This window comes from Spirillospora sp. NPDC047279, from assembly GCF_040643285.1.
In the GTDB taxonomy this organism is placed as follows: Bacteria; Actinomycetota; Actinomycetes; order Streptosporangiales; family Streptosporangiaceae; genus Spirillospora.
In genome coordinates this window covers 425,081-450,217 of record NZ_JBEYUA010000002.1, presented here as the reverse complement: position 1 = coordinate 450,217, position 25,137 = coordinate 425,081, and the positions used below count along the sequence as shown (strand labels likewise).

Sequence of the window (25,137 nt, the reverse complement as noted above, 5' to 3'; positions counted from 1 at the left end):
GCGCGCCATGAAGATCAGAAGCAGACGTTCCGTGCGGATCGGGTTCGCCGCCGCGCTCCTCACCGGCGGCCTGCTCTCCGCCGCGCCCGGATGCACGACCAACACCTGCGTGAACGGGGCGTGCACGGTCACGTTCGAGGACGGGGCGAGCAGTGCGACGGTCGGCGGCCTCGACGACGTGCGCGTCGAGATCCTCGGCATCGAGGGAGACCGGGTGCGGGTGGCGATCGGCGGCGCGCAGGGCACCGTCGCCAAGGGCACCAGCCAGGCCGTCGGCCCCTACACGGTCTCGCCCACCGAGATCAGCGCCAAGAAGATCGTCCTCAAGGTCTCCAGATGAGGCTGAGGCCGGGCGGTCAGCGGACGCGGTGCAGCAGGTCCTCCCCGGCGGACAGGCGGCGCACGTTCTCGGTGGCCACCGTGAAGTAGCGGGCCCAGGTCTCCGCGGTCAGCCACGCCACGTGCGGCATGACGACCACGTTGTCCAGCTCCAGCAGGGGGTTGCCCGCCTTCACCGGCTCCTCCTCGAAGACGTCGAGCCCGGCGCCGCCGAGACGGCCTGACGTCAGCGCCTCCGCCAGGGCCGCCTCGTCGATCACCGCGCCGCGGGCGGTGTTGATCACGACCGCGCCGGGCGGGAGCAGCGCCAGCCGCCTCCGGTCGAGCAGGTGGTGCGTCTCGTCGGTCAGCGGGATGTGCACCGAGACGATGTCGCTGGCCCGCAGCAGGTCGTCGGTCTCCCGCCAGGCCGGGTCGTCCGGGCGCGGTGTCCGCGAGGTGAAGAGCACCTCGGCGCCCAGGGCCGTCAGCATGCCGCGCAGCAGCCCGGCGATCTCGCCGCCGCCCAGCAGGCCGACCGTCCGGCCCGCGATCTCGCCGCCGACCAGCTCCGGGGCGGCGGGCCAGCCGCGCCCCTCCCGGGTCAGCCGGTCGAACGGGACCAGCCGCCGCAACGTCGACAACATCAGCAGCAGTGACGTCTCGGCGACGGCGCGCGCGTTCTGCCCCGGCATGTTGGCCACCGCGATCCCGCGCTCGGCCGCGGCGTCCAGGTCGATGGTGTTCACCCCGGTGCCCAGCTTCTGGATCAGCCGCAGCCTGGGCGCCCGGTCCATGTCGGCGGCGGTGAGCGGGCGGAGCACATGCCAGAGCACCTCGGCGTCCGGCAGCAGCTCGGCGAACCGCTCGTCGTCCTCCTCCGGGCAGCTCACCACGTCCAGGCCAGGCTCGGTGTGGTCCATGTCGTAGTGCAGCAGAACTCGCATGCCCCCCATCTTGCCCACCCCGGCCGTCACTCCGCCCTGTCACTCCGCCCTGTCACTCCGCCCTGTCACTCCGCCCCGTCACCCCGCCCCGGCCGCCGCTCCGGTCGTCACCCCGGCCGCCGCCGCTCCGGCCGTCACTCCGGTCGTCACCCCGGCCGCCGCCCCTCCGGCCGTCACCCCGCCCGTCACCCCGCCGTCACCCCGCCCGTCACTCCGCCCCGTCACTCCGCCCCGGCCGCCGCTCCGGCCGTCACCCTGGCCGCCGCTCCGGTCGTCACCCCGGCCGCCGCCCCTCCGGCCGCCGCTCCGGCCGCCCGCTCCGGCCGTCACCCCGGCCGCCCGCTCCGGCCGCCGCCACCCTGGGCACCGCCGCTCCGGCCGCGGTTCCGGTCGTCACCCTGGCCGCCGCCGCTCCGGCCGTCACTCCGGTCGTCACCCCAGCCGCCGCCCCTCGGCCGCCCCTCCGGCCGCCGCCACTCCGGCCGCCGCCACTCGGGCCGCCGCCACTCGGGCCGCCGCCACTCGGGCCGCCGCCACTCGGGCCGCCGCCACTCGGGCCGCCGCCACTCGGGCCGCTGCCACTCCGGGGCACCGGCTGCCTGGTGACCAGCCTGCCTGGCATGGATGCCGCGTGAGCGTTGAATACTGGTCGGATGCTGGAGACGTCCGTACGGCTGCTGAGGCTCCTGTCGCTGCTCCAGGCCCGGCGGGAGTGGCCGGGCGCCGAGCTCGCCGAACGCCTCGAGGTGACCACCCGGACGGTGCGCAACGACATGGAGCGGCTGCGCATCCTCGGCTACCAGGTGCACTCCACGACCGGGACGGCCGGCGGCTACCGGCTGGGCGCCGGGGCGCGGCTGCCGCCGCTCCTGCTGGACGACGAGGAGGCCGTCGCGGTCGCCGTCGCGCTGAGCACGGGCGCGGCGGGGACGGTCGAGGGCATCGAGGAGACCTCGGTCCGGGCGCTGGCCAAGCTGGAGAACATGCTCCCGTCCCGGCTGCGGAGCCGGGTGAGCTCGCTGCAGTCGGCCACGGTGTCGGTGGCGCGGCGCGGCAAGGGGGTGGACGCGGGGACGCTGACCGGCATCGCGGCGGCCGTCCGCGACCGCGAGACGCTGCGCTTCGACTATCTGGACACCGGCGGCGCGGCGACCGTGCGGTCCGCCGAGCCGCACCGCCTGGTCTACACGGGGCGCCGCTGGTACCTGGCCGCCTGGGACGCCGACCGTGCCGACTGGCGTACGTTCCGCGTCGACCGGATGCGGCTGCGCACGCCGAACGGGCCGCGCTTCACGCCGCGCGAGCCGCCGGAGGGCGACGCCGCCGCGTACGTCATGCGCGGGGTGAGCTCCAGAGCCAGGAGCCACCAGGCGCGGATCCGCCTGCACGTGCCGCTCGCGGTGGCGGCCGACCGGCTGCCGCCCGAGGCGGGCATGCTGGAGGCGCTGGACGAGGAGAGCTGCCTCTTCGTCACCGGGGCGGACGACGTCCACGACCTCGCCTCGTTCCTGGGGAGCCTCGGTTTCGGATTCACGGTGATCGAGCCGGACGTGCTCGCCGAGCATCTGCGCGTCCTGGCCGACCGGTTCCGGGCCGCTTCCGGCCCGCCGGAGGCGGAGGCGGCCGCGCCGTCGGAGACACTGGACGTGTGATCGAACTGACCGAAGTGCTCGGCAGCCCCGTCGTCCAGGCGCCGATGGCGGGCGGCGGATCGACGCCCGAGCTGGTCGCGGCCGTGTCGGAGGCGGGCGGCTTCGGCTTTCTCGCCGCCGGGTACAAGACGGCCGCGGCGATGCGCGCGGAGATCGAACGCACCCGGCAGGCCACGTCCAGGCCGTTCGGGATGAACCTCTTCCTGCCCTCGCACGATCCGGTCGACGACGCGGCGCTCGCCGCCTACCGCGAACGGCTCGCCCCGGAGGCGGCGCTGCTCGGCGTCGAGCCCGGCACGGCCGCGGACCGCGGCGACGGCTGGGACGCGAAGGTCGCCGACCTGCTCGCCGATCCGGTCGCGGTCGTGAGCTTCACGTTCGGCTGCCCGTCGGCCGAGGTCCTCAGGGACTTCCAGGCCGCGGGCACCCTGACGATCGTCACGGTGACCTCGGTGGACGAGGCCCGCACCGCGACCGCCGCCGGCGCCGACGTGCTCTGCGTCCAGGGGAGCGAGGCGGGCGGTCACAGCGGCGCGTTCACCAACGCCGCCGCGGACGCCGCCAACACGCCGTTGCGGACGTTGCTCGCCGAGGTCAGGCTGTCCACCGAGCTGCCGCTGATCGCTGCGGGCGGGCTCGCCGACGGCGGCGACATCGCCGAGACGCTGCTGCTCGGGGCCAGCGCCGCCCAGCTGGGGACCGTCTTCGTGGCCTGCCCGGAGAGCGGCGCGAGCGCGGTGCACAAGGCCGCCCTGACCGACCCGAGGTTCACGGCGACCGCGATGACCAGGGCTTTCAGTGGACGGCCCGCACGCGGCCTGGTCAACCGTTTCCTCACCGAGCACTCCGGGCACGCGCCCGCCGCCTATCCGGACGTGCACTACCTGACCGCACCGCTGCGCAAGGCCGCGGCGGCACGGGGCGACGCCGGCCTGGTGAACCTGTGGGCGGGGGAGTCGTACCGCCGCGCCGAGCCCGGCGTCCCCGCGGCCGAGATCGTCGCCCGCCTGCTGAGAGGGGCGACGCCCGCCCAGTGATCTACGGGCCGGGCTCGGCCCCGGCGCGGTCGTCCCGGTCAGTGATCTACGTGGACGGGACCTCCCGGCGGAGTTCTCCCGCCCCGTTCCCCGATAGCTTCGGCGTACAGATCATCGGGGTTTCGGGGGAGGCCGGCGGATGCGGCACGGGGCACGGATTCGGGCGCTGGCGGGGGCGGCGGCGCTCACGGCCGCGATGACCGCGTGCACGGCCACCGCGGGCGTCGGCCCGGCGGACCCGCCCACTGCCCCCGCGCCCTCGGCGGCCGGTCCCGTTCCGGACCCCGGCGACTGGGCGCGCTGGGGGCTCAAGCCGCTGGCGCCGGCCCCGCCGCCGCCCGCCGACCGGCCCCTCAAGCTCGCCCGGGGCACCGCGCCGGTGATCGACCGGGTGCCGACCCGCGACCGGGTCGTCTTCGTCACCATCGACGACGGCAAGGAGAAGGACCCGAGGTTCGTCCAGATGATGACCGACCTGCGGGTCCCGATCTCGATGTTCCTCACCGACGACTCGATCAAGGACGACTACGCGTACTTCACGGCGCTGCGCGATCTCGGCAACCACGTCCAGAACCACACGATGACCCATCCGGTGATGCCGCTGTACGGGCAGGACGTCCAGCAGCGGGAGATCTGCGGCCAGCAGAGGCTCCTGACCGCGCGGTACGGCACCCGCCCGACGCTCTTCCGCCCGCCGTTCGGGCGCTACGGCGACAGCACCCAGGCCGCCGCGATCCGCTGCGGGGCCCGCGCCATCGTCATGTGGCGCGAGTCGATGCAGATCCACGACATGCAGTACGACGAGCCCGACAGGCGGCTGCGGCCGGGCGACATCATCCTGGCCCACTTCCGCGGCCCGGCGGACCTCAAGGGCACGACGATGACGCAGATGTTCGCCAACCTGCTCAAGCGCATCCGGCAGCAGGGCTTCGCCGTCGCACGCCTCGAGGACTACATCCAGCTCCGCTAGCCCGACCCCCGACCAGCCGAACGTTCACCGCCACCGGACCGGCGTACACCGCCACCGGACCGGCGTTCACCCGAGTCAGGCCGACGTTCACCGGGCGCGCTCTTCGGGTGCATGCTCATCGGGCGGATGCTTGCCGGACTGACGCTCGCCGGTTGCACGCTCGCCGGGCTGATGCTCGTCGGGCCGACGTTCACCGGGGCGCGCGGTCGTCGGGTGCACGCTCGTCGGGCTGGCGCTTGCCGGGCTGACGCTCGTCGGCCGGGCTCGCGCCGGACGGGCTTTCGTCGGGCGGGCAGACCTCGTGGGTCTCGCGCTCGTCCATCTTCCGGGTGTCGCGGGGCTCGATGAACGGCTCGTCCTCCACGGTGCCGTCCCGTTCGAGATGCCGGGCCCGGGCCAGCTCCGCGTCGACCTCGGCGCCGAGCAGCAGCGTCACGTTCGAGAACCACATCCAGACCAGGAAGATCACCACACCGGCCAGCGCGCCGTAGGTCTGGTTGTACGAGCCGAAGTTGGCGACGTAGACGGCGAAGCCCGCCGAGGCCGCGATCCACGCCACGATCGCGAATCCGCTGCCCGGCGTGATCCAGCGCCACCCGGGCTGCCGCACGTTCGGCGCCGCCCAGTAGAGCGTCGCCACCGCGACCATGACCACGACGAGGATCACCGGCCACTTGAGGACGCCCCACGCCGTCACGAACGCCGACCCGAGCCCGAGCACCTCGCCCGCCCGCTCGGCGAACCGCCCGGTGAACGCCACCGCGACCGCGCTGACCCCGAGCAGCAGGACCATCACCAGCGTCAGTCCGAGCCGCAGCGGCGCCAGCTTCCAGACGGGCCGGCCCTCGGGCATGTCGTAGATGACGTTCACCGCGCGGATGAAACCCGCGACGTACCGCGACGCCGACCAGAGCGCCAGCGCCAGACCCGCCGCCGCGAAGACGCTCGCGGTCGGCGCCGTGCCCTCCAGGCTCTCGATCACGTCGATGAGGACGACCCGGTACTGTCCCGACGGCAGCTGCCGCACGTTGTCGACGAGCGTCCGCGTGCCCGAGATCCCCGTCATGCCGACGAGGGAGACGACCACGATCAGCGCCGGGAACACCGACAGCAGCGCGTAGTAGGTCAGCCCGGCTGCCAGGTCGACGACCCTGTCCTTCTGGAACTCGCGCACCGTTCGTTTGAAGACTCCCCACCACCCGCGAAGCCCGATGTGCGCGGGCCCCTCGGGCACTTGCTCGGCCGCTGCCGCTTTCTGGGACATACCGCACCTCCTCGCGAGTGGCCGTCCCCTACCCCGAATGCATCCGCTCACGCCGGGTAGGGCAGGGCGATGGAAAGCATCCCCGGCGAGGCCGAGCTCCTCTGGGAGGAGTTCCATCAGATCGTCAACATGACCTCGGACGAACTCCGCGCGTGCCTGCTCACCGACGACGCCCCGGCCGAGGACGGGCTGGGCCTCCAGGTGATGGAGGTGCTCCTCAAGCGCAAGGCCGACCTCACGGACGCCGACACCGAGACGATGCGGCAGGTCGTCTACTTCGTGGAGGACCGCCTGGACGAGGAGCCCCAGGACGACGGCTGGCGCCGGACCCTCATGTCCGTGGGCCACGACCCCCACAAGACTTAAGGCCCGCGAGGCCTAGGAGGGGCCCAGCTCCCGCTCGTAGGCCAGCAGCGTGTCCACGAACAGCTTGCGCTGCTCCGGCGTGAGCGGCTTGAGCGCGCGCCGCCAGGCCTCGGCGCCCTGGCCCAGCCACTCCTTGATCGAGGCCTCGTGCTCGTCGGCGATGCTCACGATCGTCCGCCGCCGGTCGTCCTCGTCCGAGCGCCGGTCGAGGATGCCCTGGCGGCTCAGCTCGCCGACCATCAGGCTGACCGTCGCCGGCGCGACCTCCAGCCGCGCCGCCAGCTCGTTGATCGTCATCGGCCCGTCGAACAGCAGGTACGCCAGCAGCGACAGGTGCCGGGGAGCCAGCGAGAACGACTCCAGCTCCTTGGGCACCCCCAGCCGCTTGGCCCGCCCCACGACCCGGGGCATGAGCAGCAGCAACGCCCGGATCCCGTCGTCGACCTCCACGCCCCGAAGGTTACCCGCCGAACCCGTCCCCGACCGTGGCGGCCAGTGTCAGGAACGCCTCCCGCGCCGCGGGCGCCAGCCGGTCCAGGTCGACCTCCGCGTCCTCGGCCAGGTGAGGATCGAACGGTACCCCCACCACGGCCCGGCACCGCCGGTCGAAATGGGCCCGCAGCGCCTCCACGTCGACGCCCGCCCCGCGTCCCGGCCGGATGTTGCACACCACCACCGTCGCGCTCCGCGCCAGCCGCCCGTGCCCGTGCGCCTCGAGCCAGTCCAGCGTCGCGCTCGCCGACCGCGCCGCCGCCACCGACGGGATCGTCACCAGCACGATCTGGTCGGCGAGCTCCAGAACGGCCCCCATGGCCGAATGCAGCATCCCCGTCCCGCAGTCGGTGACGCAGATCGAGTAGAAGTGCTCCAGCAACGCCGCCACGGCCCGGTAGTCCTGGCCGGTGAACGCCTCCGAGAGCTCCGGGTCCCGCGCCGACGCCAGGATCTCCAGCCGGCTGCTCATCGACTGCGAGGTGAACGCCCGCACGTCCGCGTAGCGCGGCACCCCGCCCACCGCGCCGAGCAGGTCCCGCACCGACGCCTGCGTCTCGGCCCGCACCTTCTCCGACAACGTGCCGTGGTCGGGGTTGGCGTCGATGGCGATCACCCGGTCGCCGCGCACCGCCGCCAGGGCCGACCCCAGCCCGACCGCCGTGGTCGTCTTGCCCACCCCGCCCTTCAGGCTGAGCACCGCCACCCGGTGGTGCCCGCCGTCGACCGGCGTCCGCACCCGCGCGATCAGCCCTTGCCGCCGCCGCTCCGCCGCCGACTCCGGCGGCCGCACCCGCCCGCGCGTCGCTCGGTGGACCGCCCGCCGCCACCCGCGCTCCGGCACCGCCCGCCGCCCGGGCAGCAGCCGATCCTGCGTGAGCACGTCGGCCGGACCGAGCACCTCGTCCAGCGGAATGGTCGCCTCAGGATCAAGCGACTCCAACGGCGTCCCGTACCGAGTCAAGACACCCTCCCGTCCGGCCACGCCCGTCACTCTCCGCATTCACAGCCGTACCACGAGTAAAAGATTGTTAAACGGGCCCTGGTGTCGTGGTGGGGGCCTGACCGTTCTTGTGCGATCAACTTGACTATGGTCATAATTCGGCGAAATGGGATAGTGCGCAGTGCCGCGCCGTGAACCGGACAAGGGTGATCAGCGTGACGGTGGACCTCGGTTCATCCGGCACCGGTGCGGGGGCGGAGTGGCCGGGTTCGCTGGACCTGCCGGGCATGCTCGCGTCAGGGTGGCGGCCGGTCCCGTTCCGCGAGTTCGTCCTCAAGGTCCACAGCCGCTGCGACCTGGCCTGCGACTACTGCTACATGTACGAGATGGCCGACCAGAGCTGGCGCGGCCGTCCGGCGGCGATGCCGGAGCACGTCCTCGACGCCGCCGCCGCGCGCATCGGCGAACACGCCACGGCGCACGGCCTGGACTCCATCGACCTGATCCTGCACGGCGGCGAGCCGCTGCTCGCCGGGCCCGGCCGGCTCGAACGGGCCGTCACCGCGGTCCGGGACGCGGCGCCCGGCGTGCGGGTCCAGGCGTGCGTGCAGACCAACGCGGTACGGCTGGACGAGCGTTTCCTGGACCTCTTCGCCCGGCTCGACGTCCACGTCGGGGTGAGCCTCGACGGTGACGCCGCCGGGCATGACAGGCATCGGCGGCGTCGCGGCGGCGGTGGCAGCCACGACGCGGTGGCGGCGGCGCTCCGGCTGCTGACGAGCGCTCGCTACCGGCACCTCTTCGACGGGCTGCTCTGCACGATCGACCTGCGCAACGAGCCGGACGCGACGTACGACGCGCTGATGGCCTGGGGCCCGCCCTCGGTCGACTTCCTGCTCCCGCACGGGACCTGGGCCGAGCCGCCTCCGGGGCGGATCCCGGGGGACCCGTCGACGCCCTATGCCGACTGGCTGATCCCGCTGTTCGACCGCTGGTACCGCGAACCGCCCGCCGGCGAGGTGAGGCTTTTCGGCGAGATCGTCCGGCTGCTGCTCGGCGGCCGCTCGACCAGCGAGAGCGTCGGGTTGTCCCCGGTCGGCATGGTCGTGATCGAGACGGACGGCTCGATCGAGCAGGTGGACGTGCTCAAGGCGGCCTTCCCGGGGGCGCCGGAGACCGGCCTGCACGTGGACCGCGATCCGCTCGACGCGGCGCTGCTGACCCCGGGCATCGCGGCCCGGCAGATCGGTGCGGAGGCGCTCGCGCCCGAGTGCCTGGGCTGCCGGGTCCGTGCGGTGTGCGGCGGCGGCCTGTACGCGCATCGGTACCGCCCCGGGAGGGGGTTCGCCAACCCGTCCGTCTACTGCCTGGACCTCTACCGGCTCATCGACCATGTCCGCGGCGTGCTCGTGCCCGATCTCGCCGCCCTGCGCCAAAGGCCGTCACCTGGATGAACGCACGCAAGGAGCTCCGCCACCACCGGGTGCCCGAAGGAGCCGTGGAGAACCTCGCCGCAGGTCACGGAGGGCCGGAGGCGATCGAATGGCTGGTCGCGTTCCAGTACAGCCGCCATGTGCTGCTCGTCCGGGGCGTGGTCGGCCAGGCGTCTCGCGAGGGGCGCGCGGACGCATCCCGGATCCGGGCCGCGTTCGACCTGCTCGCCGACGTCCAGCGGGAGCATCCGGGCGTGGTGGACGACGTGCTCCGCCATCCGGCCGTCGGCGCGTGGGCCCTGGCGGCGCTGACGGGCCAGGCTGATCCCGGGGCGCTGGCCGGGGTGGCGGCCGCCGCCGCGGTCCGGGCCGGCGTACCGGGCACGATCGATGTGCCGGTCGAGGACGGGCTCCTGATGTTGCCCTCGGTGGGCGGGGCGGCGCTCCCCGCGTCCGCGCGCACCGCCGAGGTCCGGATCGGCCGGGGCGTCGAGGTGGTCGCGGAGGGGACACGGGTCGTCCTGCCCGCCGACCCGCACGCCGACGCGCCCGGCTGGCAGGGTCTGCGGCGTCTCACGGCCGGACAGGCCCGTCCGCTGCGCCTCCTCCTGGACGACCTGGACCCGTACCGGCTGCCGGGCAACGTGGTGCGCGGGCGGCTCGGCGACGCCGAGGCGGCCCGCTGGCGGCAGGCCCTTCACGACGCGTGGCTCCTGCTGTGCCGTCATCACGCGGCGACCGCGGCGGAGATCGGCGCGATGATCCGGGTGCTGACCCCGCTGCCCGCGGGCGACCCCGGCCTGCGCAGCGCCACCCATCCCGGCGTGTTCGGCTGTACGGCGCTGTCGGACCCGGTGGACGGGCTCATGCTGGCGTCCACGCTGGCCCACGAGGTGCAGCACACCAAGCTCGCCGCGCTCATGAGCGCGGTCCCGCTGGTGCGCCAGGACGACACGCGCACCTTCTACGCGCCCTGGCGGGACGATCCCCGGCCGCTGGGCGGCCTCCTCCAGGGCTCCTACGCCTATCTCGGGGTCAGCGGCTTCTGGCGGCGGCAGCGCCACCACGAGCAGGGGGAGGCGGCGGTCGCCGCGCACGCGGAGTTCGCGCGCTGGCGTGACGCGGCGCTGGAGGCGACGGGCACGTTGCTCGGCAGCGGCGGCCTCACCCGGCAGGGCGAGACGTTCGCCGAACGTATGCGCCGCACGCTGCTCGCCTGGCGGGACGACCGTGTGCCCGACGCCGCCGTCTCGCTCGCGCGCAGCTCAGCCGAACGCCACCGCATGCACTGGCGCCGCCACCACGGCGACCAGAACCGCCCCGGTGCACCAGGGACGCCTTAGGGCGTGTCTCGAAGTCGACTGCCCCACTCCGCGACTTCGAGACACGCCCTAGATCGGCGGCGGGTCGAAGTCGAAGTCGAGCCTGCGCTGCTTGCGCGCCACGACGGTGTCGGGGTGCTTGGGGCCGAGCGTTCTTTCGTAGGCCGCAAGCGTGGTCTCGAAGAGTTGGTCCGCCTTCTCGGCGGCACCGGTCTCGCGCAGGTCGACGGTGAGGTTGGCCGCACAGCCCAGGGTCATCGGGTGGTCGTCGCCCAGCAGGGGCCGCAGCCGTTCGAGCGTCTCCTCGCCGACCTGACGGGCACGCTCGGTGTCGCCCATCTCGTAGTAGTCGGTGGCGAGGTTGGTGGCGACCGTGAGGGTGTAGTGGTGGTCGTCGCCGAGTCGTTCGCGGAGTCCGGCGAGCGCGCCCTCGTTGAGCCGGCGTGCCTCGCGCAGGTTGCCGCTGACCCGGCTCAGGAGGGCGAGGTTGCCGATGCAGCCCTGGTTGTAGGGGTGTTCCTCACCGTAGACACGCGGGTAGCGGCGCACGGTGTCCTGGGCGAGGTCGTACGCCTCACCGATCTTGCCCGTGGTGCGCAGGATGTTGGCGAGCCCCATCGCGGCGGCCAGGGTGTCCGGGTTATCCGGCCCATAGAGCAGGGTGAACCGGTCGTAGACCTCCTTGGCGAGGGTCAGGGAGTTGTCGTACTCGCCCGCACGGCGCAGGGCGATCGACAAGTCCTTGCTCGTGCGGAGCATCACCAGATGCTCCGGCTTCATGTACCGCAGGCCGTAGTCGTAGGCGTCCCGGCCGACGTCGCGGGCTTCCTGATAGTCGCCGCAGAGCCGTACAGCGCGGGAGAGGTTGTACCAGGACAGCAGTACGTCGGCACGCCCCACACCTGCTGTCGCCTCGCTCTGGATGACGAGGGCCCTCTCGTGAAGTTCGCGAGAGCGCTGGTACTGGCTGTTGAGTCCGTAGTCCAGAGCGAGGTTGTTGACGGCTCGCTGTGTGCGAACGTCGTCCTCGCCGAACACCTCGGCGTGCCGTGCGACGGAGCTCTCGTCATGGTCCAGGGCACGACGGAATTCGCCGCGGGCGCGCAGGTCCGCCCCGAAGCTGTTGATGATCGACAGGACGTCCTGCTGGTCGATGGCGGCCGGGGCGCCGTCGGTCCGCCGTACGAGATCCTGGCCGATCTCGTACGCCTCGGCGTAGAGGCCCCGCTCGCGGAGAATCTGCGCGCGGAGCGACTCCATGACCAGCACGTCGAGTTCGCTCTCCCTGGAGTCCCGCCAGCGTGTCAGGGCTTGGTCGGCGAAGGAGAGCGCGAGGTCGTAGTCGCCGGCGCGATAGAGGTAGCGCACCATCTTGCGGGAGAACTCGCGGACCGCCGGGTGAGGGCTGTCCATCACCCGGGCGGGCTCGACGTGCGGGACCAGTTCTTCGAAGCGGTCCCACTGCTCGTCTTCGTAGGGGTTGACCGGCGCCGCGGCGGCGAGCAGCAGGTGCACGTCGTTGCGGAACTCGGCGGCGGTCTGGTCGTCGACGGCCTCGCGCAGCAGCGCCTGGATCAGCCGGTGCACCTGGATGGTGCGTGCCTTGGAGTCGATCCGCGCGAGGGCGAAGCGGCCCAGGGTCCGTAGTGCGCGGGCGCGCGGGATGGTGCTGCTCAGGATCTCGTCCAGACGCGGGCTGGTGCGCTGGATACGGCGCCGGAAGACGTCGACCGGGATCGGCTCGGGGCCGAAGAACGCGCAGGCGCGCAGCAAGTCGACGGCCGCAGGCAGCTGCTCCTGCAACTGCGACAGCGACAGTTGCCAGGCCAGCGTCATCGGGCGCGGGTATTCGGCCGGATGGCTCTCGGAGAGCGTGGCCGCCGGCTGCTCCTTGAGCGCCTGGAGGTAGTCGTCGACCGACATGCCGGTCTCGCTCTGCAGGGCTCCCGCCTGCTCTAGGGCGAGCGGCAGGTCGCCCAGGCTGTCGGCCAGCCGCGAGGCGTCGTCCTCGGTGATCGCCTCCGGCACGCGGCGACTGAGGAACGCGACGCTCTCGTTGCGCGAGAAGACATCGACGGCGATCGTCGAGAAGCGGTTCTTCCAGGCTTGGTTACGTGACGTGATCAGCACGTGGCCGTCACCGCCGGGGATGAGCCCGGAGATGTCCTCGGGCCGGTCGGCGTTGTCATAGATGAGGAGCCAGCGGCCGTACGGTTCACCCCTGCGCAGTGCGTCGAGCACGGCCTGGGCGGTCTCGGAGATGCCGGTCGATCTGGCGGTCAACTGCAGGGGCTCGCTGAGGCCGGCGAGAGCCGCGGCGACCAGTTTGGGCTGATCCGCCGAGATCCACCAGACCAGGTCGTACTCGTCCTGGTAACGGTGGGCGTACTCGACGGCCACTTGGGTCTTGCCGACCCCGCCCATTCCCTGGATCGCCTGGGGGACGTTCGCTGCCGAAACGGTCGGTTCCTGTACGTCCGAGACGACGGCGGTGACCCTCTCGTCCCCACCTTCCTTTCGATTCAACGCATCGTGGAGCTGGGTGAGCAGTTGTTCGCGACCGGTGAAGTCCTTGTTTCGCATCGGAATGCGGCTGCCCCACACCTGCGGGTTGCGGCCTGGCCTTGCCTCAGAGGATTGTGAATCCTTCATGTGCCGCCTCCGCGTCCATTCCAGTGCGCATCCCCAACATCCTAAGCGCAGAATAGGGCCACCCCAGGACCCTACTTCAAGAGGAGGTGCAGCACTCTCCGTGCTGTTGTCTCCCCGGCTGGTATCAGCTGTCGATCACGTCACCTTCGACTCACCCTTGACCGGGACACGTCTTTTGTCTGCATTGTGGTGGATTTTGGAATGCCCATTTGGGGCATTTGGGCGTGGTTGATGATCGTGGTGCATTTGAGGCGCGGGCCAATGAGCTGCGATGGTCGACAGATACACTCGGTGACAGGTATGACTGTGCGGGGCTAGTCTCCGGCGCCCTAGGAGCGAGGTTGCCTGCTTCTCTAGGGGGGAATGCCTGGATGGGCCAGAGCGATCGCGCGGCAAGGAGAGCAGATGACCCAGGAAGGCGCCGAACCGGACGGCATCCTGCTCGATGTAAGCGACATTGAACTGCGTCACCTCGACGAACTTGACGGCACGGTGCTCCAGCAGGCGCTCGAGACGGTCCTGACGATGTCCGAGCAACCCAGTCAGACGCTCGCGGGGTTCAACGCGAGAGTTCGCCGGACCACTGAAACGACGGCGACCGCTCGGCAACCCGGCTCCGGCCCACCTGGTCGCGGCGCGGGGAGCCCCGACCGCGAGGCGCGGTAGCGCGCGGGGGATGACGATGCGGCCGAGACGCGCGGCGATGACGGCGCGGCCGAACCCGGACCAGGACGAGACACCGCGGGGCACCCGTGAAAGGCTGGGCCCGAGTGGGGTGGACGCTGACCCTGGCCCATCCCCTCCAGAGTGCGGCACGGAGCCGTGCGGGCTCCCGATTGAGTTGACCATTACCGGCCGCTCGGGGTGGATAGGCGCGCTCTCATGACCGTTGACGTTCTCGGACTGGCCCCTCGCGACCGCCCGTTCGTCGGGCCCCGCGCCTTCGGCACCGAAGACCGTCACCGGTTCTTCGGACGGGACGACGAGATCGCCGAGGTCGCCGACCTGTGGCGGCGGCGGCGCGTCACCGTCCTCACCGGGCCCTCGGGCTCCGGCCTCACCTCCCTGCTGCGCGCGGGCGTGGTCCCCCGCCTCGACCGGGAAGGGGCGGGCGTCCTGCCGGTCGGCCGGGTCGCCACCGGACGGCCCACCGCGACCGTCATCCCCTTCCTCGCGCCGGCGGGCCGCAACCCGCTGGTCTCCTCATTGTTGTCGTCCTGGTCCTCGGGCGGTGGGTCTGAAGACGCACCCGAGCCGGACGGCGCGATCGCCAGGTTCCTGCGCGGCCGGACGGACGCCGCCCGCGACGCCCCGGTCTTCGCGGCCATCGACCAGGCCGAGGACCTCTTCACCGACCCCGCGCACGAACGCCATCTGACCGGGCTGGCCGGCGAGCTGGCCCGGGCCCTGCACGACAACCCCGGGCTGCACCTGCTGCTCGCCGCCCGCGACGCCTACGGTTCCGCGATCCGCCCGTTCGCCGCCCAGCTCTCGCCGGAGGAGCCCGCGAGCGCGCGCATCGGCTTCCTGGAGCCGGACGCCGCGGTCGCGACCGCCCGCCGTCCGCTGGAGGGCACCGACCGCGGGTTCGCGCCCGGCGCCGCGGAATACCTGGTCGACGAGCTGGGCGTCCAGCCCGCGCTCGACCGGCCCCCGGCCCGGGAGTCGCGGGTCGCGCCGACGCTCCTCCAGGTGTGCTGCGCCCGCGTCTGGAACCGCGTGCCCACCGACGTACGGTCCATCTCCGCGGAGCACATCCGCGTCTACGCCGGGATCGACCGCACGCTCATCGACTTCATCACGCGCGTCGTCGGCGAGACCGCGTCCCAGCACCGCATCGGCGTCGACTCCCTGCGCAGCTGGCTGCAACGCACCTTCGCCGGGGGGCGCGACACCGTCCGCGGTGTCTTCGCGGGGGCGGCGCGGGCCTCCGACATCGACGAGGGCGTGCTCCGCACCCTCGAAGACCGGCATCTGCTGCGTTCGGAGGCCGACGCGGGCGGCGTTCGCTACGTCCTGCACCACGAACGCCTGGTCGAGCCGCTCAGCCGGGTGCCCGGCGCGTTCACCGCGGGCGACTACCTGCGTTCGGCCGAGCTGGCCCTCGCCGCCGGCGAGATCGACCTGGCCGACAAGCACGTGGCCGAGGCGCTCGCCGCCGCCGCCGAGGACGACCGCCGCCTGCTGGCGGACGCCGAACGGCTCCGCGGCGACATCGCGGCCGAACGCGGCAAGCCCGAGGCCGCCGAGGGCCACTACCTGCGGGCCGCCACCCTGCTCGAGGCCCTCCAGGACACGCAGGCCGTCGGGCTCCTGCTCGCCGCGATCGGGCGGCTCCAGCTGGCCCGCGGGCTTCCGGCTCCAGCGTTCGAGAAGTTGCGCGCCGCCGCCGACCGGCTGCCCACCGACCCGGGGGTCAACATCTCCCTGGCCCGGGTGTTGTGGACCATGGGCCAGCGCCGTCCCGCCATCGACGTGCTCACGGGCCTGCTGGCCGCCAACGAGGACACCCCGGACGCGCTGCGCACGCGCGGCGAGTTCCTGGCGGACCTGGGCGAGGCCCGCAGCGCCCTGCGCGACCTCGACCGGGTCACGCCGCGGCCGGTCGCGCGCGCCGCGCGGGCACTCGCCCTCGCGACCCTCGACGACGTCGAGCACGCCCGCGCCGAGATCGAGGAGGCGCTGGCCGAGGCGCCCGACAACGGCCAGGTGCTGCTGTACGCCGCACGCGTCTCCGAGCTCGCCGGTGATCACGAGGTGGCGGCCGAGAGGGCCGGACGTGCCCTCCGTGCCAAGGCGCCTCCTCTCGGCGGTCATCAGCGCGAGGAGGCGTCCCGCCTCACCACCGGCTGACCCTTCGGCACGATCGCCGTCCCGGCCACGGCCCCGTCGCCGTTCCGGTTACCGCCGATCACCTGCTGGAGTTCGGCCATCCGCAGATCGAACTCGGTGAACCCGACCTCGCCGATCACCTCCGGGCCGGTTCCGGGCACCCGCCGGATCGCCCGATCCAGCTGCGCCACCACGTCCGTCGTCGCGTCCGCCAGCGCCTGCGCCGCGGCCGCGACCTCGGGATGAAGGCCTCCCACGATGGCGGCCTCCTCGGCCACCTGCACCGCGGCCTCCTTCAGCGCCTTCGTGCGTTCCTCCAGGTCGGCCTGGTAACCCTCGCCGAGCAGCCGGATCAGGGTCTTGACCCGGCCGGCGCCGCCGAGCAGCCGCTTCCACGACTCACGCCGCTCCGTCTCGCGCGCGGCCGCCGCGAGGCGCGCCTCCTCGTTCTCCCGCTGCGCCTGCTGCTGCCTGTCACGCCGCAACGTGCCGCGGTTGGTCATGACGACCGCTCCCAGGGCAGAGGCCCCGGCGCCCACGGCGGAGATCATCGTTGTCCACAGGGCGATGTCCGGCATGCCTAGAGCCTTCCACCCAAAGCCACAGAGTTCTGCCTCACTGGCCACAGTTAGACGCCCGTTCAGCGCGGCGAGTTCCGGCCGCGGGGTTGAGAAGAGGTCGTCTTTGCCGGATTAGGGTGGCGGTATGCGGTTGTTCGGGCGGGACGAGGAAGCGGCGGCGATCGAGCGGCTTCTTCAAGGTGCTCGGGACGGGCGCAGCGGGGCGCTGGTGGTCAGGGGCGAGGCGGGGATCGGGAAGACGGCGCTGCTGGAGCACGCCGCCGAGGCGGCCGAGGGCGTGCGGGTGCTGCGGGGCGCGGGCATCGAGTACGAGAGCGGGATGCCGTTCGCGGGCTTGCATCTGCTGCTGCGCAAGCACCTCGACCGGGTGGAGGGGCTTCCGGAGGGGCAGGCCCGGGCGCTCAAGGCGGCGCTCAACATGGGCAAGGGCGGTGACGACCGGTTCCTGGTCGGGCTGGCGGTGCTGACGCTGCTGTCCGACCTGGCCGAGGACGGGCCGTTGTTGTGCCTGGTCGACGACGCGCAGTGGCTGGACGAGGCGACCGCCGAGGCGTTGTTGTTCGCGGTGCGGCGGCTCGACGCGGAGCCGATCGTGATGGTGTTCGCGGTCCGCGAGCCCGAGGCGCCCGAGTTCGCGGCGCCCGGACTGCCGGAGCTGCGGCTGCGCGGGCTCGACGCGGACGCGTCCGCCGCGCTCCTGGAGGCGCGCGGGCCGGGCCTGCCCCCGCACGCGTGCGCCGAGATCCTGACCGCGGCGATGGGCAATCCGCTGGCTCTGCTGGAGTTGCCGGGCGTACGGACGGAGGGGCCGTCGGGCACGTACTCCAGACTCCACCGGACGTTCGCCGAGCGCGTCGCCGGGCTGCCGGAGCGCACCCGGACGCTGGTGCTCGTCGCCGCCGTGGACACCACCGGCGACCTGCCGACGATCCTGGGGGCGGCCGAACGGCTGGGCGTCACGGTGGCGGACCTGGAGCCCGCCGAACGGGCCCGGCTGCTCAAGAGCGCGGCCGGCCGGCTGGAGTTCCGGCATCCGCTGGTCAGGGCCGCCGTCACCGACGAGGCGCCGCTGAGCCGGCGGCTGGCGGTGCACCGGGCGCTGGCCGAGACCCATCGGGCGGTGGGCGACCACTGCCAGTACGTCTGGCACCTGGCGAACGCCACGACCGAGGTGGACGAGGAGGTCGCGGCCGTCCTGGAACGGACCGCCCAGGGCGATCAGTTCGTGAACGGCAACGCCTCGGCGTCGGCCATGTTCGAGCAGGCGGCGGCGTTGTCACCGGAGCCCGCGGCGCGCGGCCGGCGGCTGGGCGCGGCGGCCCGGGCGGCCGCCGACGCGGGGATGCCGCAACGGGCGACGGCGCTGGCCGAACGTGCCACCGCCGACGTGGACGACCCGATGGCCCGGGCGGACCTGATCCTGCTCAGGGCGGGGCTCGCCGACGAGCAGGACCGCATGAAGGAGGCCCATCGGCTGCTGGTGGACACGGCGGAGTCGGTGGCCGGGCTCGACCCGCAGGTCGCGGGCTACCTCTACTTCCAGGCGGCGGCCGCGGCGGCCAACGCCGGCGACAGGGAGCTGCTGGAGCGCACCTGGCGGCGGGCCGAGGAGCTGAAACTCCCCAACGCGCGGCTGGTGCGCGCCCTCGGGCGGGCGTTCGCCGGGGCGAGCCCGGGGGAGTTCGACCCGGCCGACGGGGTGGCCGCGTTGCGCGAGCTGATGGGCTCGATGACCAGCTGTTTCGGGCCGCGCGACTCCGTCCGGGTGGTGATGTGGCACCTGATGATCGGAGACGTGGACGGTGGCCTGGACGCGGCCGTCGAACTGGAGCGGCGGTTCCGGAACGAGGGCGCCCTCGGGTTGTTGTCGCTGGTGCTCATGCCGCTGGCGCGGATCCAGCTCATGCTCGGACGGCCGCGGGACGCGCTCACGACCGCGACCGAGGGCCTGCGCGTGGCGGAGGACACCGGGCAGCACCGGATCCGGGTCTACCAGTCGACGACGCTGGCGCATCTGGCGGCGCTGCGCGGGGACGAGCGGCAGGCCGAGGAGCTGACGAGGGAGGCCCTCGAACGCGGGCTGGCGCCGAGCGACGTGCACGCCGCGACCGCGTTGAGCCTGCTCGACCTGGGGCTCGGACGGCACGAGGCGGCGATGGACCGGCTGGCGGCCGTGGTGGCGGGGACGCACCGGGCGGGCGTCATCGCCGCCCTTCCCGACTTCGTCGAGGCGTCGGTGCGGTCCGGGCAGCCCGACCGGGCCCGGGATGCGGCGCGCTGGTACACCGACTGGGCGGGAAACGCCGGCCAGCCGTGGGCGCGGGCGAGCGCGCTGCGGTGCGCGGCCCTGCTCGCGGGTGACGGCGCCGGGGACGGCGAGGTCGAGGCCCTCTACGACCAGGCCGTCCGGTTGCATCTGCAGGGTGGTCCGCCGCTGGAGCACGCCCGGACGGAGCTGCTCTACGGGGAGTGGCTGCGGCGTTCGCGCCGGCGCAACGAGGCGCGCGGGCACCTGCGCGCCGCCTTGCAGATCTTCGAACGGCTGGGCGCGGAGCCGTGGGCCGAACGGGCCCGCATCGAGCTGCGCGCGGCGGGCGAGAGCCAGGCCGAGCCGGGCCCCGCCCAGGAGGGCGGGGACCTGCTCGGCCTGCTGACGCCGCAGGAGCTCCAGGTCGTGCGGCTGGCGGCGGACGGGCTGAGCAACCGGGAGATCGGGGCCCAGCTGTTCCTCAGCCCGCGCACCGTCGGCTACCACCTCTACAAGGCCTATCCCAAGCTGGGCGTGGCCTCGCGCGGGGAGCTGGCCCGCCTCGACCTCGGCGGCGCGGCCTGACCCCGCGCCGCGCCGCCTGACCCTGCGCCGCGCCGCGCCTGGGACCGGCCGTGCGCCGTCGGGTTCAGGCGGTGTGGGCGAGGACGGCGTCGGCGAGTTCGGCGTGGATCCGCGGGGGCAGGGTGTGGCCCATCCCGTCGATCATCAGCAGCCGGGCGCCGGGGATCGCGGCGGCGATCAGCGGGCCGTGGCCCGGCTTGGCGGGTTCCTCGGTGCCCTCGACGACGAGCGTGGGCGCGGTGACGCGGCCGAGCACGCCGACCGGTTCGAAGGTGCCGCCGGCCATGGCGGCGAGCCGGTGGTTGCCGACCGTGGCCGGGTCGCGGTCCCGGTCGAAGATCTTCTCCTCCAGCCGCCGCTGCTCGTCCTCGTCGAACGGGATCGCCGTGCCGTGCAGCACCCGCGCGGTCTCGATCGCGAAGTCGATCTGCGAACGCCGGTCGGGGGCGGGCGGGTCCACCATGGCCTTGGCGAAGTGCTCGATGAACGCGGGCGACGGATAGGGGAGCGCACCCGGAAGGGGGTCCTCGCCCATCAGCGCCCGGACGAGGTTCGCCCCCTCCTCGCGGCCGAGCGGCGACGCGCCGATGACCGTCAGCGTCAGCACCCGTTCGGGGTTCTCCGCCGCGATCCACTGGCCCAGCAGCCCGCCCGCCGAGTGGCCCACGAGGTGCGCGCGGTCGATGCCGTACGCGTCGAGCACGGCCAGCACGTCGTTCTTGATGTCGGCCCAGGTGTAGGGCGCGGCCTCGAAGTCGATCGCGCTCGACCGGCCGGTGTCGCGGTGGTCGTAGCGGATCACCCGGCGGCCGGCGGCGGCGAGCCGTCCGACGAACGGGTCGGGCCACAGGACGCCCTGCGACATCGAGCCCATCACCAGCAGCACCGGCGGGTGGGCGGGGTCGCCGAACTCCTCGGTCCACAGCTCGACGTCCCCGTTGAGGATCATGCGCTCGGCGGCCATCCGACCAGCTCCTTCGGTTCGTTCCGTGCTTGCTCGCCCCAGCTTGGCCGGGTGCGCCACCGGTGCCATCAGTAGGACTACCGGGGTCTACCGGCCCGGTACCGGTACAGGTGCCGGGGGCGGGTCAGGCGCTGAGGAGGCGGGCCAGCTCGGTGCGGGAGGAGATGCCGAGCTTGGGATAGATCTTGTAGAGGTGGTACTCGACGGTCCGGGGGCTCAGGAAGAGCCGGGCGGCCACCTCGCGGCTGGACGCGCCCTCGCCGACGAGGCGGGCGATGCGCAGCTCCTGCGGCGTGAGCTCGTCGAGCGCGTCCGGCGCGGGCCTGGCCGCGGACTCGCCCGCCGCGCGCAGCTCGTCGTGGGCGCGAGCGGCCCACGGGTCGGCGCCGAGCCGCTGGAACGCCTCCATGGCGAGGCGCAGCGGGGCGCGCGCGTCGCCGCCGCGGTGGGCCCGGCGCAGGCGTTCGCCGTAGAGGAGCGACGTGCGGGCCTCCTCGAACGGCGAGCCGCCCTTGCCCGCCGCGTGCAGGCGCATCGCCTCCTCGTACCGCGCGAACGCCTCGACGGCGTCGTCGGCCACCAGGGCGTGGCAACGTTCCAGCAGCGCCTGGGCCTGCGCGGTCGCCGCGTTGGCGGACCAGCGTTCGTAGGCCGCCAGCATCGAACGGGCGGCGGCCGTCTCGCCGGCGCCGAGCGCGGCCTCGATCCGGTCCGGGGTCGTCCGCCCCACCGAGACCGGGTGGCCCGCTCCCGGCCCGGCCCTGACCATCGACTCGAAGCGGGCGTGCGCGGTCGCGAAGCGCCCCAGCGACAGTTCGAGGAGGGCCGTCGCGTACGCGGCGACGCTCGCGTGCAGCCCGAGCCGGTGCGGGATCGCGATGGCCAGCGACTCTCCGGCGAGCCGTTCGCAGTCGTCCTGGTGCCCCTTGACGGCGGCGACGACCGCGAGGTTGGCCAGGTGAGCCGCGACGGAGTTGGTGTACCCCGCCTCGCGGGCCAGGGCGAGGCCCTCCTCGGCGATGGCCGCGCTCAGCCCGAACCGGCCGCTCAGGCGTTCGGCCCGCGCCACGTACTCCAGGACGACGGGCAGCTGACCGCTCATCCCGGAGATCCGGGCGACCCGCCCCGCCTGGATGATGTGGCCGGCCGAGGCGTCGATCTCGCCCAGCGCGCCCGCCGCGGCGGAGGCCCACAGCAGCGGTGCGGCCTCGTCGAGCCCGCCGGCCGAGGCCAGCGCGGCGCGCAGGAGCGGCACCCCGCGTCCGGCGTCGCCTTCGAGGAGGGCGCCCATGCCTTCCAGCACCGCCCGCATGAACGGGTCGGTGTCGCCGGGGTACGTGGCCGCCTGCCTGCCGATCCCGATGACGGCGCCGTCGTCGCCGACGTTGCCGGCGGCCTCGGCGGCGTCGGCCAGCATCTGCAGCGCGCGCCCCGGATCGGCGTCGCGGGCCCGGCCGGCACCGTCGGCGAAGACCCGCAGGGCCTCGGCCGCGTCCCCGCCGTTGAGCTCGAACCGGCCGCGCAGCTGGGCCAGTTCGGCCAGCAGACGCGGGTCGCCGGTCAGGTCGCGGGCGGCGGCCAGGCAGGTCTCCGCCTGGCCGGGACGGCCGCCGAGCCAGCAGGCCTTCGCCGCGTCGGCCAGGCGGCGCGCCCGGACGTCCCGGTCCGGGGTGAGCTCGGCGGCGCGCGCGAGCGCGGCGCCGGCGTCGGCGTACCCGCCGCGGCCGAGGGCGCGTCCGGCCGCCGCGGCGAGCCCGGCCGCGACCTCCTCGTCCGGCCCGACCGCGGCCGCCGCCAGGTGCCGGGCGCGCCGGTCCGGATCGCCGGCGAGGGCGTCGGCGAGGGCGGCGTGCGCGTCCCGCCGCTGGGCGGAGCCGGCCGTCGCGTACACCGCCGACCGGACGAGCGGATGCCGGAACGTGATCGTCGTCCCCTCCACGCTCACCAGCCCGGCGGCCTCGGCCGACGTGAGCGCCGCGGCGCCCTGGCCGCGTTCACCGCCGCCGATCGCACCGTCGGTCCCGCGGGTCCTGCCGGTCGCGGGTGCGCCGTCCGTCCCGCGTGCTCCGGCGAGCCGATCCGCCGCGTCCAGGACGACCCCGAGGTGGCCGAGGCCTTCGGCCGCCGCGACCAGCAGGGCGAGCCGCGTCTCCTCCGGCTGATCCGCCACCTGCCGCCCGAACAGGTCGGCGCCGACCGGCAGCGGGTCGGGGAGCGCCGCCCGCCCGGCGAGCTGGCCGGGCGTCAGCAGCGAGGCCGCCTCCCGCAGGGCGAGCGGGTTGCCGCCGGTCGCCGCGATCAGCTGATCCTGGACGGGTGCGGAGATCGGTTTCCCGGCGGATTCGGCCAGGAGCTCCGCCGCGCTCTCCTTGTCCAGCCCACCGAGCCGCGCCTGCGGGAGGTCGCGGGCGACCGCGCCCGCGTCCTCGCGCAGGGCGATGAGGATCGCCACGCCCTCGGCCCGCAGCCGCCGCGCCGCGAACGCCACCGCGTCGGCCGAGGCCCGGTCGAACCACTGGAAATCGTCGATGACGCACAGCAGGCCGCCCTCGGCCGCGGCCTCGGTGAGCAGCGACAGCACGCCCGCGGACACCAGGAACCTGGCGTCGGCGGACGGTGCCGCGGCCAGCCCGAGCGCGCCGCCCACCGCGTCCCGCTGCGGGTCGGGCAGGGCGCCGAGCAGGTCGGTCACCGGCAGGAGCAGCTGGTGGAGGGCGGCGAACGCCAGCTCCTTCTCGGGCTCCGCGCCCGTGGCCCGCAGGACGCGAGGACGGCCGGACGCCGTGCCTTCCGGCGACGCCGTGTCTTCCAGTGACGCCGCGTTTTCCAGTGACGCCGCGTTTTCCAGTGACGGTGCGTGCGCCAGCGACGCCGCGTAGTCCAGCAGCGCCGACTTGCCGGCGCCCGCCTCCCCGAGCAGGACGAGAACGCCGCTCTCGCCCCGCCCGGCCGCGTCCACCAGCTCGCCGACGGCGGCCCGTTCCGTCCCCCGACCGTGCAACATGCGTCGATTCTGCCGCACCGGCCACGGTGACCGGCCGGACGGCGTCGTGGCAGGTCAGCGGGATCGTGGCAGGTCGGCGGGATCGTGGCCGGTCAGCAGAGGGGTTCGCCGTGCTCCAGGTAGCCGCACGTGCCGTGCTGCCGGGCGGCGTGGGCGTGGGTGATGCGGCGGGCCAGGCGATGGATGGTCAGCTCGTGGATCCGGGCGACGTCGTGGAACGCGTAGTCGAGCAGTTCCTCGGGCTGGAGCCGGATCCGGGCGCGGTCCGCCGCGTCCAGCCGGCCGCCGTCGAAGATGAACGAGACCATGCCGTCCGAGGCCCGGTTGCCGTCCGTGGCCTGCCGGGTGCCCCAGTCGGTGACGAGCAGCCGGCCGATCGGCGGCGAGATCCCGAGCTCCTCGCGGACCTCGCGGGTGGCGGCCTCCATCGGGGTCTCCCCGGGCTCGATGCCGCCGCCGGGGATCTCCCGGTACGGCTTGTAGCAGGGAACGACGAGCAGGATGCGGTCGCGCTCGTCATAGAAGAGAACCCCGGCGGCCGCGCGCGGGCGGGCGATCCCGTTCACAGGATCGACTTTACGTAGGCGCGGAGGGGCCGCCGGGGCGCTTCGGTCAAGCGGGGCAGGTGTCCCGGTATTGCGCGATGGTGTTGCTGGGGGCGGGCGGCGGGCAGAGGAACTGGCTGTAGCGGGTGTCCTCGTCCACGTACCTCTTGAGCCACGAGATGCTGTACATCGCGATCGTGGTGTTCGGGAAGATGGGCGCCATGTGGCCCGCGTTCTTGAGCAGCAGGTAGGCCTTCTCGGGCGCCTGGCCGAGGCTGTTGTAGAACGGCTCGGCGTGGGTGCCGACGCCGGCGATGAAGTCGTTGTCCGCGGCGACGATCAGCGTCGGGGTCTTCACCGCCGACCAGTCGCGCTCGGTGTGCCAGGGCGCGAGCGGGATGATCGCCTTCAGCGACGGCCGCTTCTGCGCCGCGCGCAGGCTGCCGCCGCCGCCCATCGAGTGGCCCATGACCGCGAGGCGGCCGGGGTCGATGCGGTTCTTCACCTGGCTGGTGGTGGTCAGGTAGTCGAGGGCCGCCAGCATCTGGTCCGCGCGGTTGTCGGGGATGTTGAGCACCGAGTAGGGCTCCAGCGTCATGACCACGAAACCCTGGCTGGCCAGCCGCGGCCCGTACCAGGCCATGGTGCTCTCGGGCTCGGTGAAGCCGGGGATGATCGTCACCGCGCCGAAGGTGCCCTGGCTGGTGTCGGTCGGGTAGTAGATCGTGCCCCGGTTGAAGCCGGGGGCGGAGTTCGCGGGCACGGTGATCTGCTGGACGGCGAACGGGCCTCGCTCGGCCTGGACGCTCGCGAGCGTCGGGTCCGGGCCGCGCTGGTAGGGGCCCGCCAGCGCGGCGGCCGGATTCCCGACGAGGGCGAGGGTGGCCGTCAGCAGGGCGACGAGAACCACGATGAGCCTGGGGGGTCTCATGGGGGCGGCCTCTCTTCAGGGGCGGAAGTTCCTGAAGTGTGTGGCTCGTCG

Annotated in this window: 20 protein-coding genes; 10 read left to right on the top strand and 10 right to left on the bottom strand. The window is 73.5% G+C overall.

What is annotated here, in order from left to right; translation table 11 throughout:
- Nucleotides 1-7 precede the first annotated feature (7 nt).
- Nucleotides 8-340 carry a hypothetical protein gene (locus ABZ810_RS06275; protein WP_358399873.1) on the top strand — a complete coding sequence of 111 codons (333 nt, stop codon included), beginning with the start codon at nt 8-10 and terminating at the stop codon, nt 338-340.
- Nucleotides 341-356: 16 nt separating this feature from the next.
- Here the strand turns inward: ABZ810_RS06275 and ABZ810_RS06270 are convergent, their stop codons facing one another.
- Nucleotides 357-1,265: an NAD(P)-dependent oxidoreductase gene (locus tag ABZ810_RS06270; RefSeq protein ID WP_358399871.1), complete on the bottom strand. Its 909-nt coding sequence runs from the start codon at nt 1,263-1,265 to the stop codon at nt 357-359.
- Nucleotides 1,266-1,918: 653 nt separating this feature from the next.
- Between ABZ810_RS06270 and ABZ810_RS06265 the strand changes: the two genes are divergently transcribed.
- From ABZ810_RS06265 to ABZ810_RS06255, 3 genes are all read left to right on the top strand, one after another.
- Complete coding sequence (locus ABZ810_RS06265; protein WP_358399868.1) at nt 1,919-2,917, top strand: WYL domain-containing protein; 999 nt, start codon at nt 1,919-1,921, stop codon at nt 2,915-2,917.
- Entirely contained in the window at nt 2,917-3,954 is a 1,038-nt protein-coding gene (locus tag ABZ810_RS06260; RefSeq protein ID WP_358400315.1) for a nitronate monooxygenase, read from the top strand. The genes ABZ810_RS06265 and ABZ810_RS06260 overlap by 1 nt, the downstream gene beginning before the upstream one ends.
- Nucleotides 3,955-4,093: 139 nt before the next feature.
- Complete coding sequence (locus ABZ810_RS06255; protein WP_358399867.1) at nt 4,094-4,924, top strand: polysaccharide deacetylase family protein; 831 nt, start codon at nt 4,094-4,096, stop codon at nt 4,922-4,924.
- A gap of 190 nt (nt 4,925-5,114) precedes the next feature.
- On the opposite strand, the gene ABZ810_RS06250 is transcribed toward ABZ810_RS06255, so the two are convergent.
- On the bottom strand, nt 5,115-6,188 hold the full coding sequence (locus ABZ810_RS06250; RefSeq protein WP_358399865.1) for a YihY/virulence factor BrkB family protein: 1,074 nt from the start codon (nt 6,186-6,188) through the stop codon (nt 5,115-5,117).
- A gap of 69 nt (nt 6,189-6,257) precedes the next feature.
- Here ABZ810_RS06250 and ABZ810_RS06245 point away from each other — a divergent pair, with 69 nt between their 5' ends.
- Complete coding sequence (locus ABZ810_RS06245) at nt 6,258-6,554, top strand: DUF3140 domain-containing protein (RefSeq protein ID WP_358399863.1); 297 nt, start codon at nt 6,258-6,260, stop codon at nt 6,552-6,554.
- A 12-nt stretch (nt 6,555-6,566) separates the two neighbouring features.
- Here the strand turns inward: ABZ810_RS06245 and ABZ810_RS06240 are convergent, their stop codons facing one another.
- Nucleotides 6,567-7,004, bottom strand: a complete 438-nt coding sequence (locus ABZ810_RS06240; protein WP_358399861.1) for a MarR family winged helix-turn-helix transcriptional regulator — start codon at nt 7,002-7,004, stop codon at nt 6,567-6,569.
- A gap of 10 nt (nt 7,005-7,014) precedes the next feature.
- The gene (locus tag ABZ810_RS06235; RefSeq protein ID WP_358399859.1) at nt 7,015-7,989 is read right to left on the bottom strand and encodes an AAA family ATPase; all 975 of its coding nucleotides are present in this window, start codon (nt 7,987-7,989) and stop codon (nt 7,015-7,017) included.
- A 215-nt stretch (nt 7,990-8,204) separates the two neighbouring features.
- Here ABZ810_RS06235 and ABZ810_RS06230 point away from each other — a divergent pair, with 215 nt between their 5' ends.
- Together ABZ810_RS06230 and ABZ810_RS06225 are read left to right on the top strand one after the other, a co-directional pair.
- Entirely contained in the window at nt 8,205-9,443 is a 1,239-nt protein-coding gene (locus ABZ810_RS06230) for an FxsB family cyclophane-forming radical SAM/SPASM peptide maturase (RefSeq protein WP_358399857.1), read from the top strand.
- Nucleotides 9,440-10,765, top strand: a complete 1,326-nt coding sequence (locus ABZ810_RS06225) for an HEXXH motif domain-containing protein (protein WP_358399855.1) — start codon at nt 9,440-9,442, stop codon at nt 10,763-10,765. Before ABZ810_RS06230 ends, ABZ810_RS06225 begins: the two co-directional genes overlap by 4 nt.
- Nucleotides 10,766-10,813: 48 nt before the next feature.
- Here the strand turns inward: ABZ810_RS06225 and fxsT are convergent, their stop codons facing one another.
- On the bottom strand, nt 10,814-13,327 hold the full coding sequence (fxsT, locus tag ABZ810_RS06220; RefSeq protein ID WP_358399853.1) for an FxSxx-COOH system tetratricopeptide repeat protein: 2,514 nt from the start codon (nt 13,325-13,327) through the stop codon (nt 10,814-10,816).
- A gap of 474 nt (nt 13,328-13,801) precedes the next feature.
- Here fxsT and ABZ810_RS06215 point away from each other — a divergent pair, with 474 nt between their 5' ends.
- A complete protein-coding gene (locus tag ABZ810_RS06215; protein ID WP_358399850.1) occupies nt 13,802-14,062 on the top strand; it encodes a hypothetical protein in 261 nt (86 codons plus the stop codon).
- A 216-nt stretch (nt 14,063-14,278) separates the two neighbouring features.
- Nucleotides 14,279-16,249, top strand: coding sequence for a hypothetical protein (locus ABZ810_RS06210; protein ID WP_358399848.1), 1,971 nt, complete (start codon nt 14,279-14,281; stop codon nt 16,247-16,249).
- Here ABZ810_RS06210 and ABZ810_RS06205 read toward each other — a convergent pair.
- Nucleotides 16,213-16,806: a hypothetical protein gene (locus ABZ810_RS06205; RefSeq protein WP_358399846.1), complete on the bottom strand. Its 594-nt coding sequence runs from the start codon at nt 16,804-16,806 to the stop codon at nt 16,213-16,215. The two genes, ABZ810_RS06210 and ABZ810_RS06205, sit on opposite strands and share 37 nt — an antisense overlap.
- A 127-nt stretch (nt 16,807-16,933) precedes the next feature.
- Between ABZ810_RS06205 and ABZ810_RS06200 the strand changes: the two genes are divergently transcribed.
- Nucleotides 16,934-19,642, top strand: a complete 2,709-nt coding sequence (locus ABZ810_RS06200) for an AAA family ATPase (RefSeq protein ID WP_358399845.1) — start codon at nt 16,934-16,936, stop codon at nt 19,640-19,642.
- A gap of 64 nt (nt 19,643-19,706) precedes the next feature.
- Here ABZ810_RS06200 and ABZ810_RS06195 read toward each other — a convergent pair whose 3' ends face one another.
- From ABZ810_RS06195 to ABZ810_RS06180, 4 genes are all read right to left on the bottom strand, one after another.
- Entirely contained in the window at nt 19,707-20,606 is a 900-nt protein-coding gene (locus ABZ810_RS06195; RefSeq protein WP_358399842.1) for an alpha/beta fold hydrolase, read from the bottom strand.
- A gap of 124 nt (nt 20,607-20,730) precedes the next feature.
- Nucleotides 20,731-23,610 (bottom strand): LuxR family transcriptional regulator, encoded by a 2,880-nt coding sequence (locus tag ABZ810_RS06190; protein ID WP_358399840.1) that lies wholly within the window; start codon nt 23,608-23,610, stop codon nt 20,731-20,733.
- Nucleotides 23,611-23,702: 92 nt separating this feature from the next.
- Entirely contained in the window at nt 23,703-24,176 is a 474-nt protein-coding gene (locus ABZ810_RS06185; protein WP_358399837.1) for an NUDIX hydrolase, read from the bottom strand.
- 46 nt (nt 24,177-24,222) lie between these two features.
- Nucleotides 24,223-25,086, bottom strand: a complete 864-nt coding sequence (locus ABZ810_RS06180) for a dienelactone hydrolase family protein (RefSeq protein WP_358399835.1) — start codon at nt 25,084-25,086, stop codon at nt 24,223-24,225.
- Nucleotides 25,087-25,137 lie beyond the last annotated feature (51 nt).

Excerpts from the sequence above, each read along its gene's own strand:
- ABZ810_RS06275 (WP_358399873.1), top strand. The coding sequence starts at position 8 with ATGAAGATCAGAAGCAGACGTTCCGTGCGGATCGGGTTCGCCGCCGCG.
- ABZ810_RS06270 (WP_358399871.1), bottom strand. The coding sequence starts at position 1,265 with ATGCGAGTTCTGCTGCACTACGACATGGACCACACCGAGCCTGGCCTG.
- ABZ810_RS06265 (WP_358399868.1), top strand. The coding sequence starts at position 1,919 with ATGCTGGAGACGTCCGTACGGCTGCTGAGGCTCCTGTCGCTGCTCCAG.
- ABZ810_RS06255 (WP_358399867.1), top strand. The coding sequence starts at position 4,094 with ATGCGGCACGGGGCACGGATTCGGGCGCTGGCGGGGGCGGCGGCGCTC.
- ABZ810_RS06250 (WP_358399865.1), bottom strand. The coding sequence starts at position 6,188 with ATGTCCCAGAAAGCGGCAGCGGCCGAGCAAGTGCCCGAGGGGCCCGCG.
- ABZ810_RS06245 (WP_358399863.1), top strand. The coding sequence starts at position 6,258 with ATGGAAAGCATCCCCGGCGAGGCCGAGCTCCTCTGGGAGGAGTTCCAT.
- ABZ810_RS06225 (WP_358399855.1), top strand. The coding sequence starts at position 9,440 with ATGAACGCACGCAAGGAGCTCCGCCACCACCGGGTGCCCGAAGGAGCC.
- fxsT (WP_358399853.1), bottom strand. The coding sequence starts at position 13,327 with ATGCGAAACAAGGACTTCACCGGTCGCGAACAACTGCTCACCCAGCTC.
- ABZ810_RS06215 (WP_358399850.1), top strand. The coding sequence starts at position 13,802 with ATGACCCAGGAAGGCGCCGAACCGGACGGCATCCTGCTCGATGTAAGC.
- ABZ810_RS06210 (WP_358399848.1), top strand. The coding sequence starts at position 14,279 with ATGACCGTTGACGTTCTCGGACTGGCCCCTCGCGACCGCCCGTTCGTC.
- ABZ810_RS06205 (WP_358399846.1), bottom strand. The coding sequence starts at position 16,806 with ATGCCGGACATCGCCCTGTGGACAACGATGATCTCCGCCGTGGGCGCC.
- ABZ810_RS06200 (WP_358399845.1), top strand. The coding sequence starts at position 16,934 with ATGCGGTTGTTCGGGCGGGACGAGGAAGCGGCGGCGATCGAGCGGCTT.
- ABZ810_RS06195 (WP_358399842.1), bottom strand. The coding sequence starts at position 20,606 with ATGGCCGCCGAGCGCATGATCCTCAACGGGGACGTCGAGCTGTGGACC.
- ABZ810_RS06190 (WP_358399840.1), bottom strand. The coding sequence starts at position 23,610 with ATGTTGCACGGTCGGGGGACGGAACGGGCCGCCGTCGGCGAGCTGGTG.
- ABZ810_RS06180 (WP_358399835.1), bottom strand. The coding sequence starts at position 25,086 with ATGAGACCCCCCAGGCTCATCGTGGTTCTCGTCGCCCTGCTGACGGCC.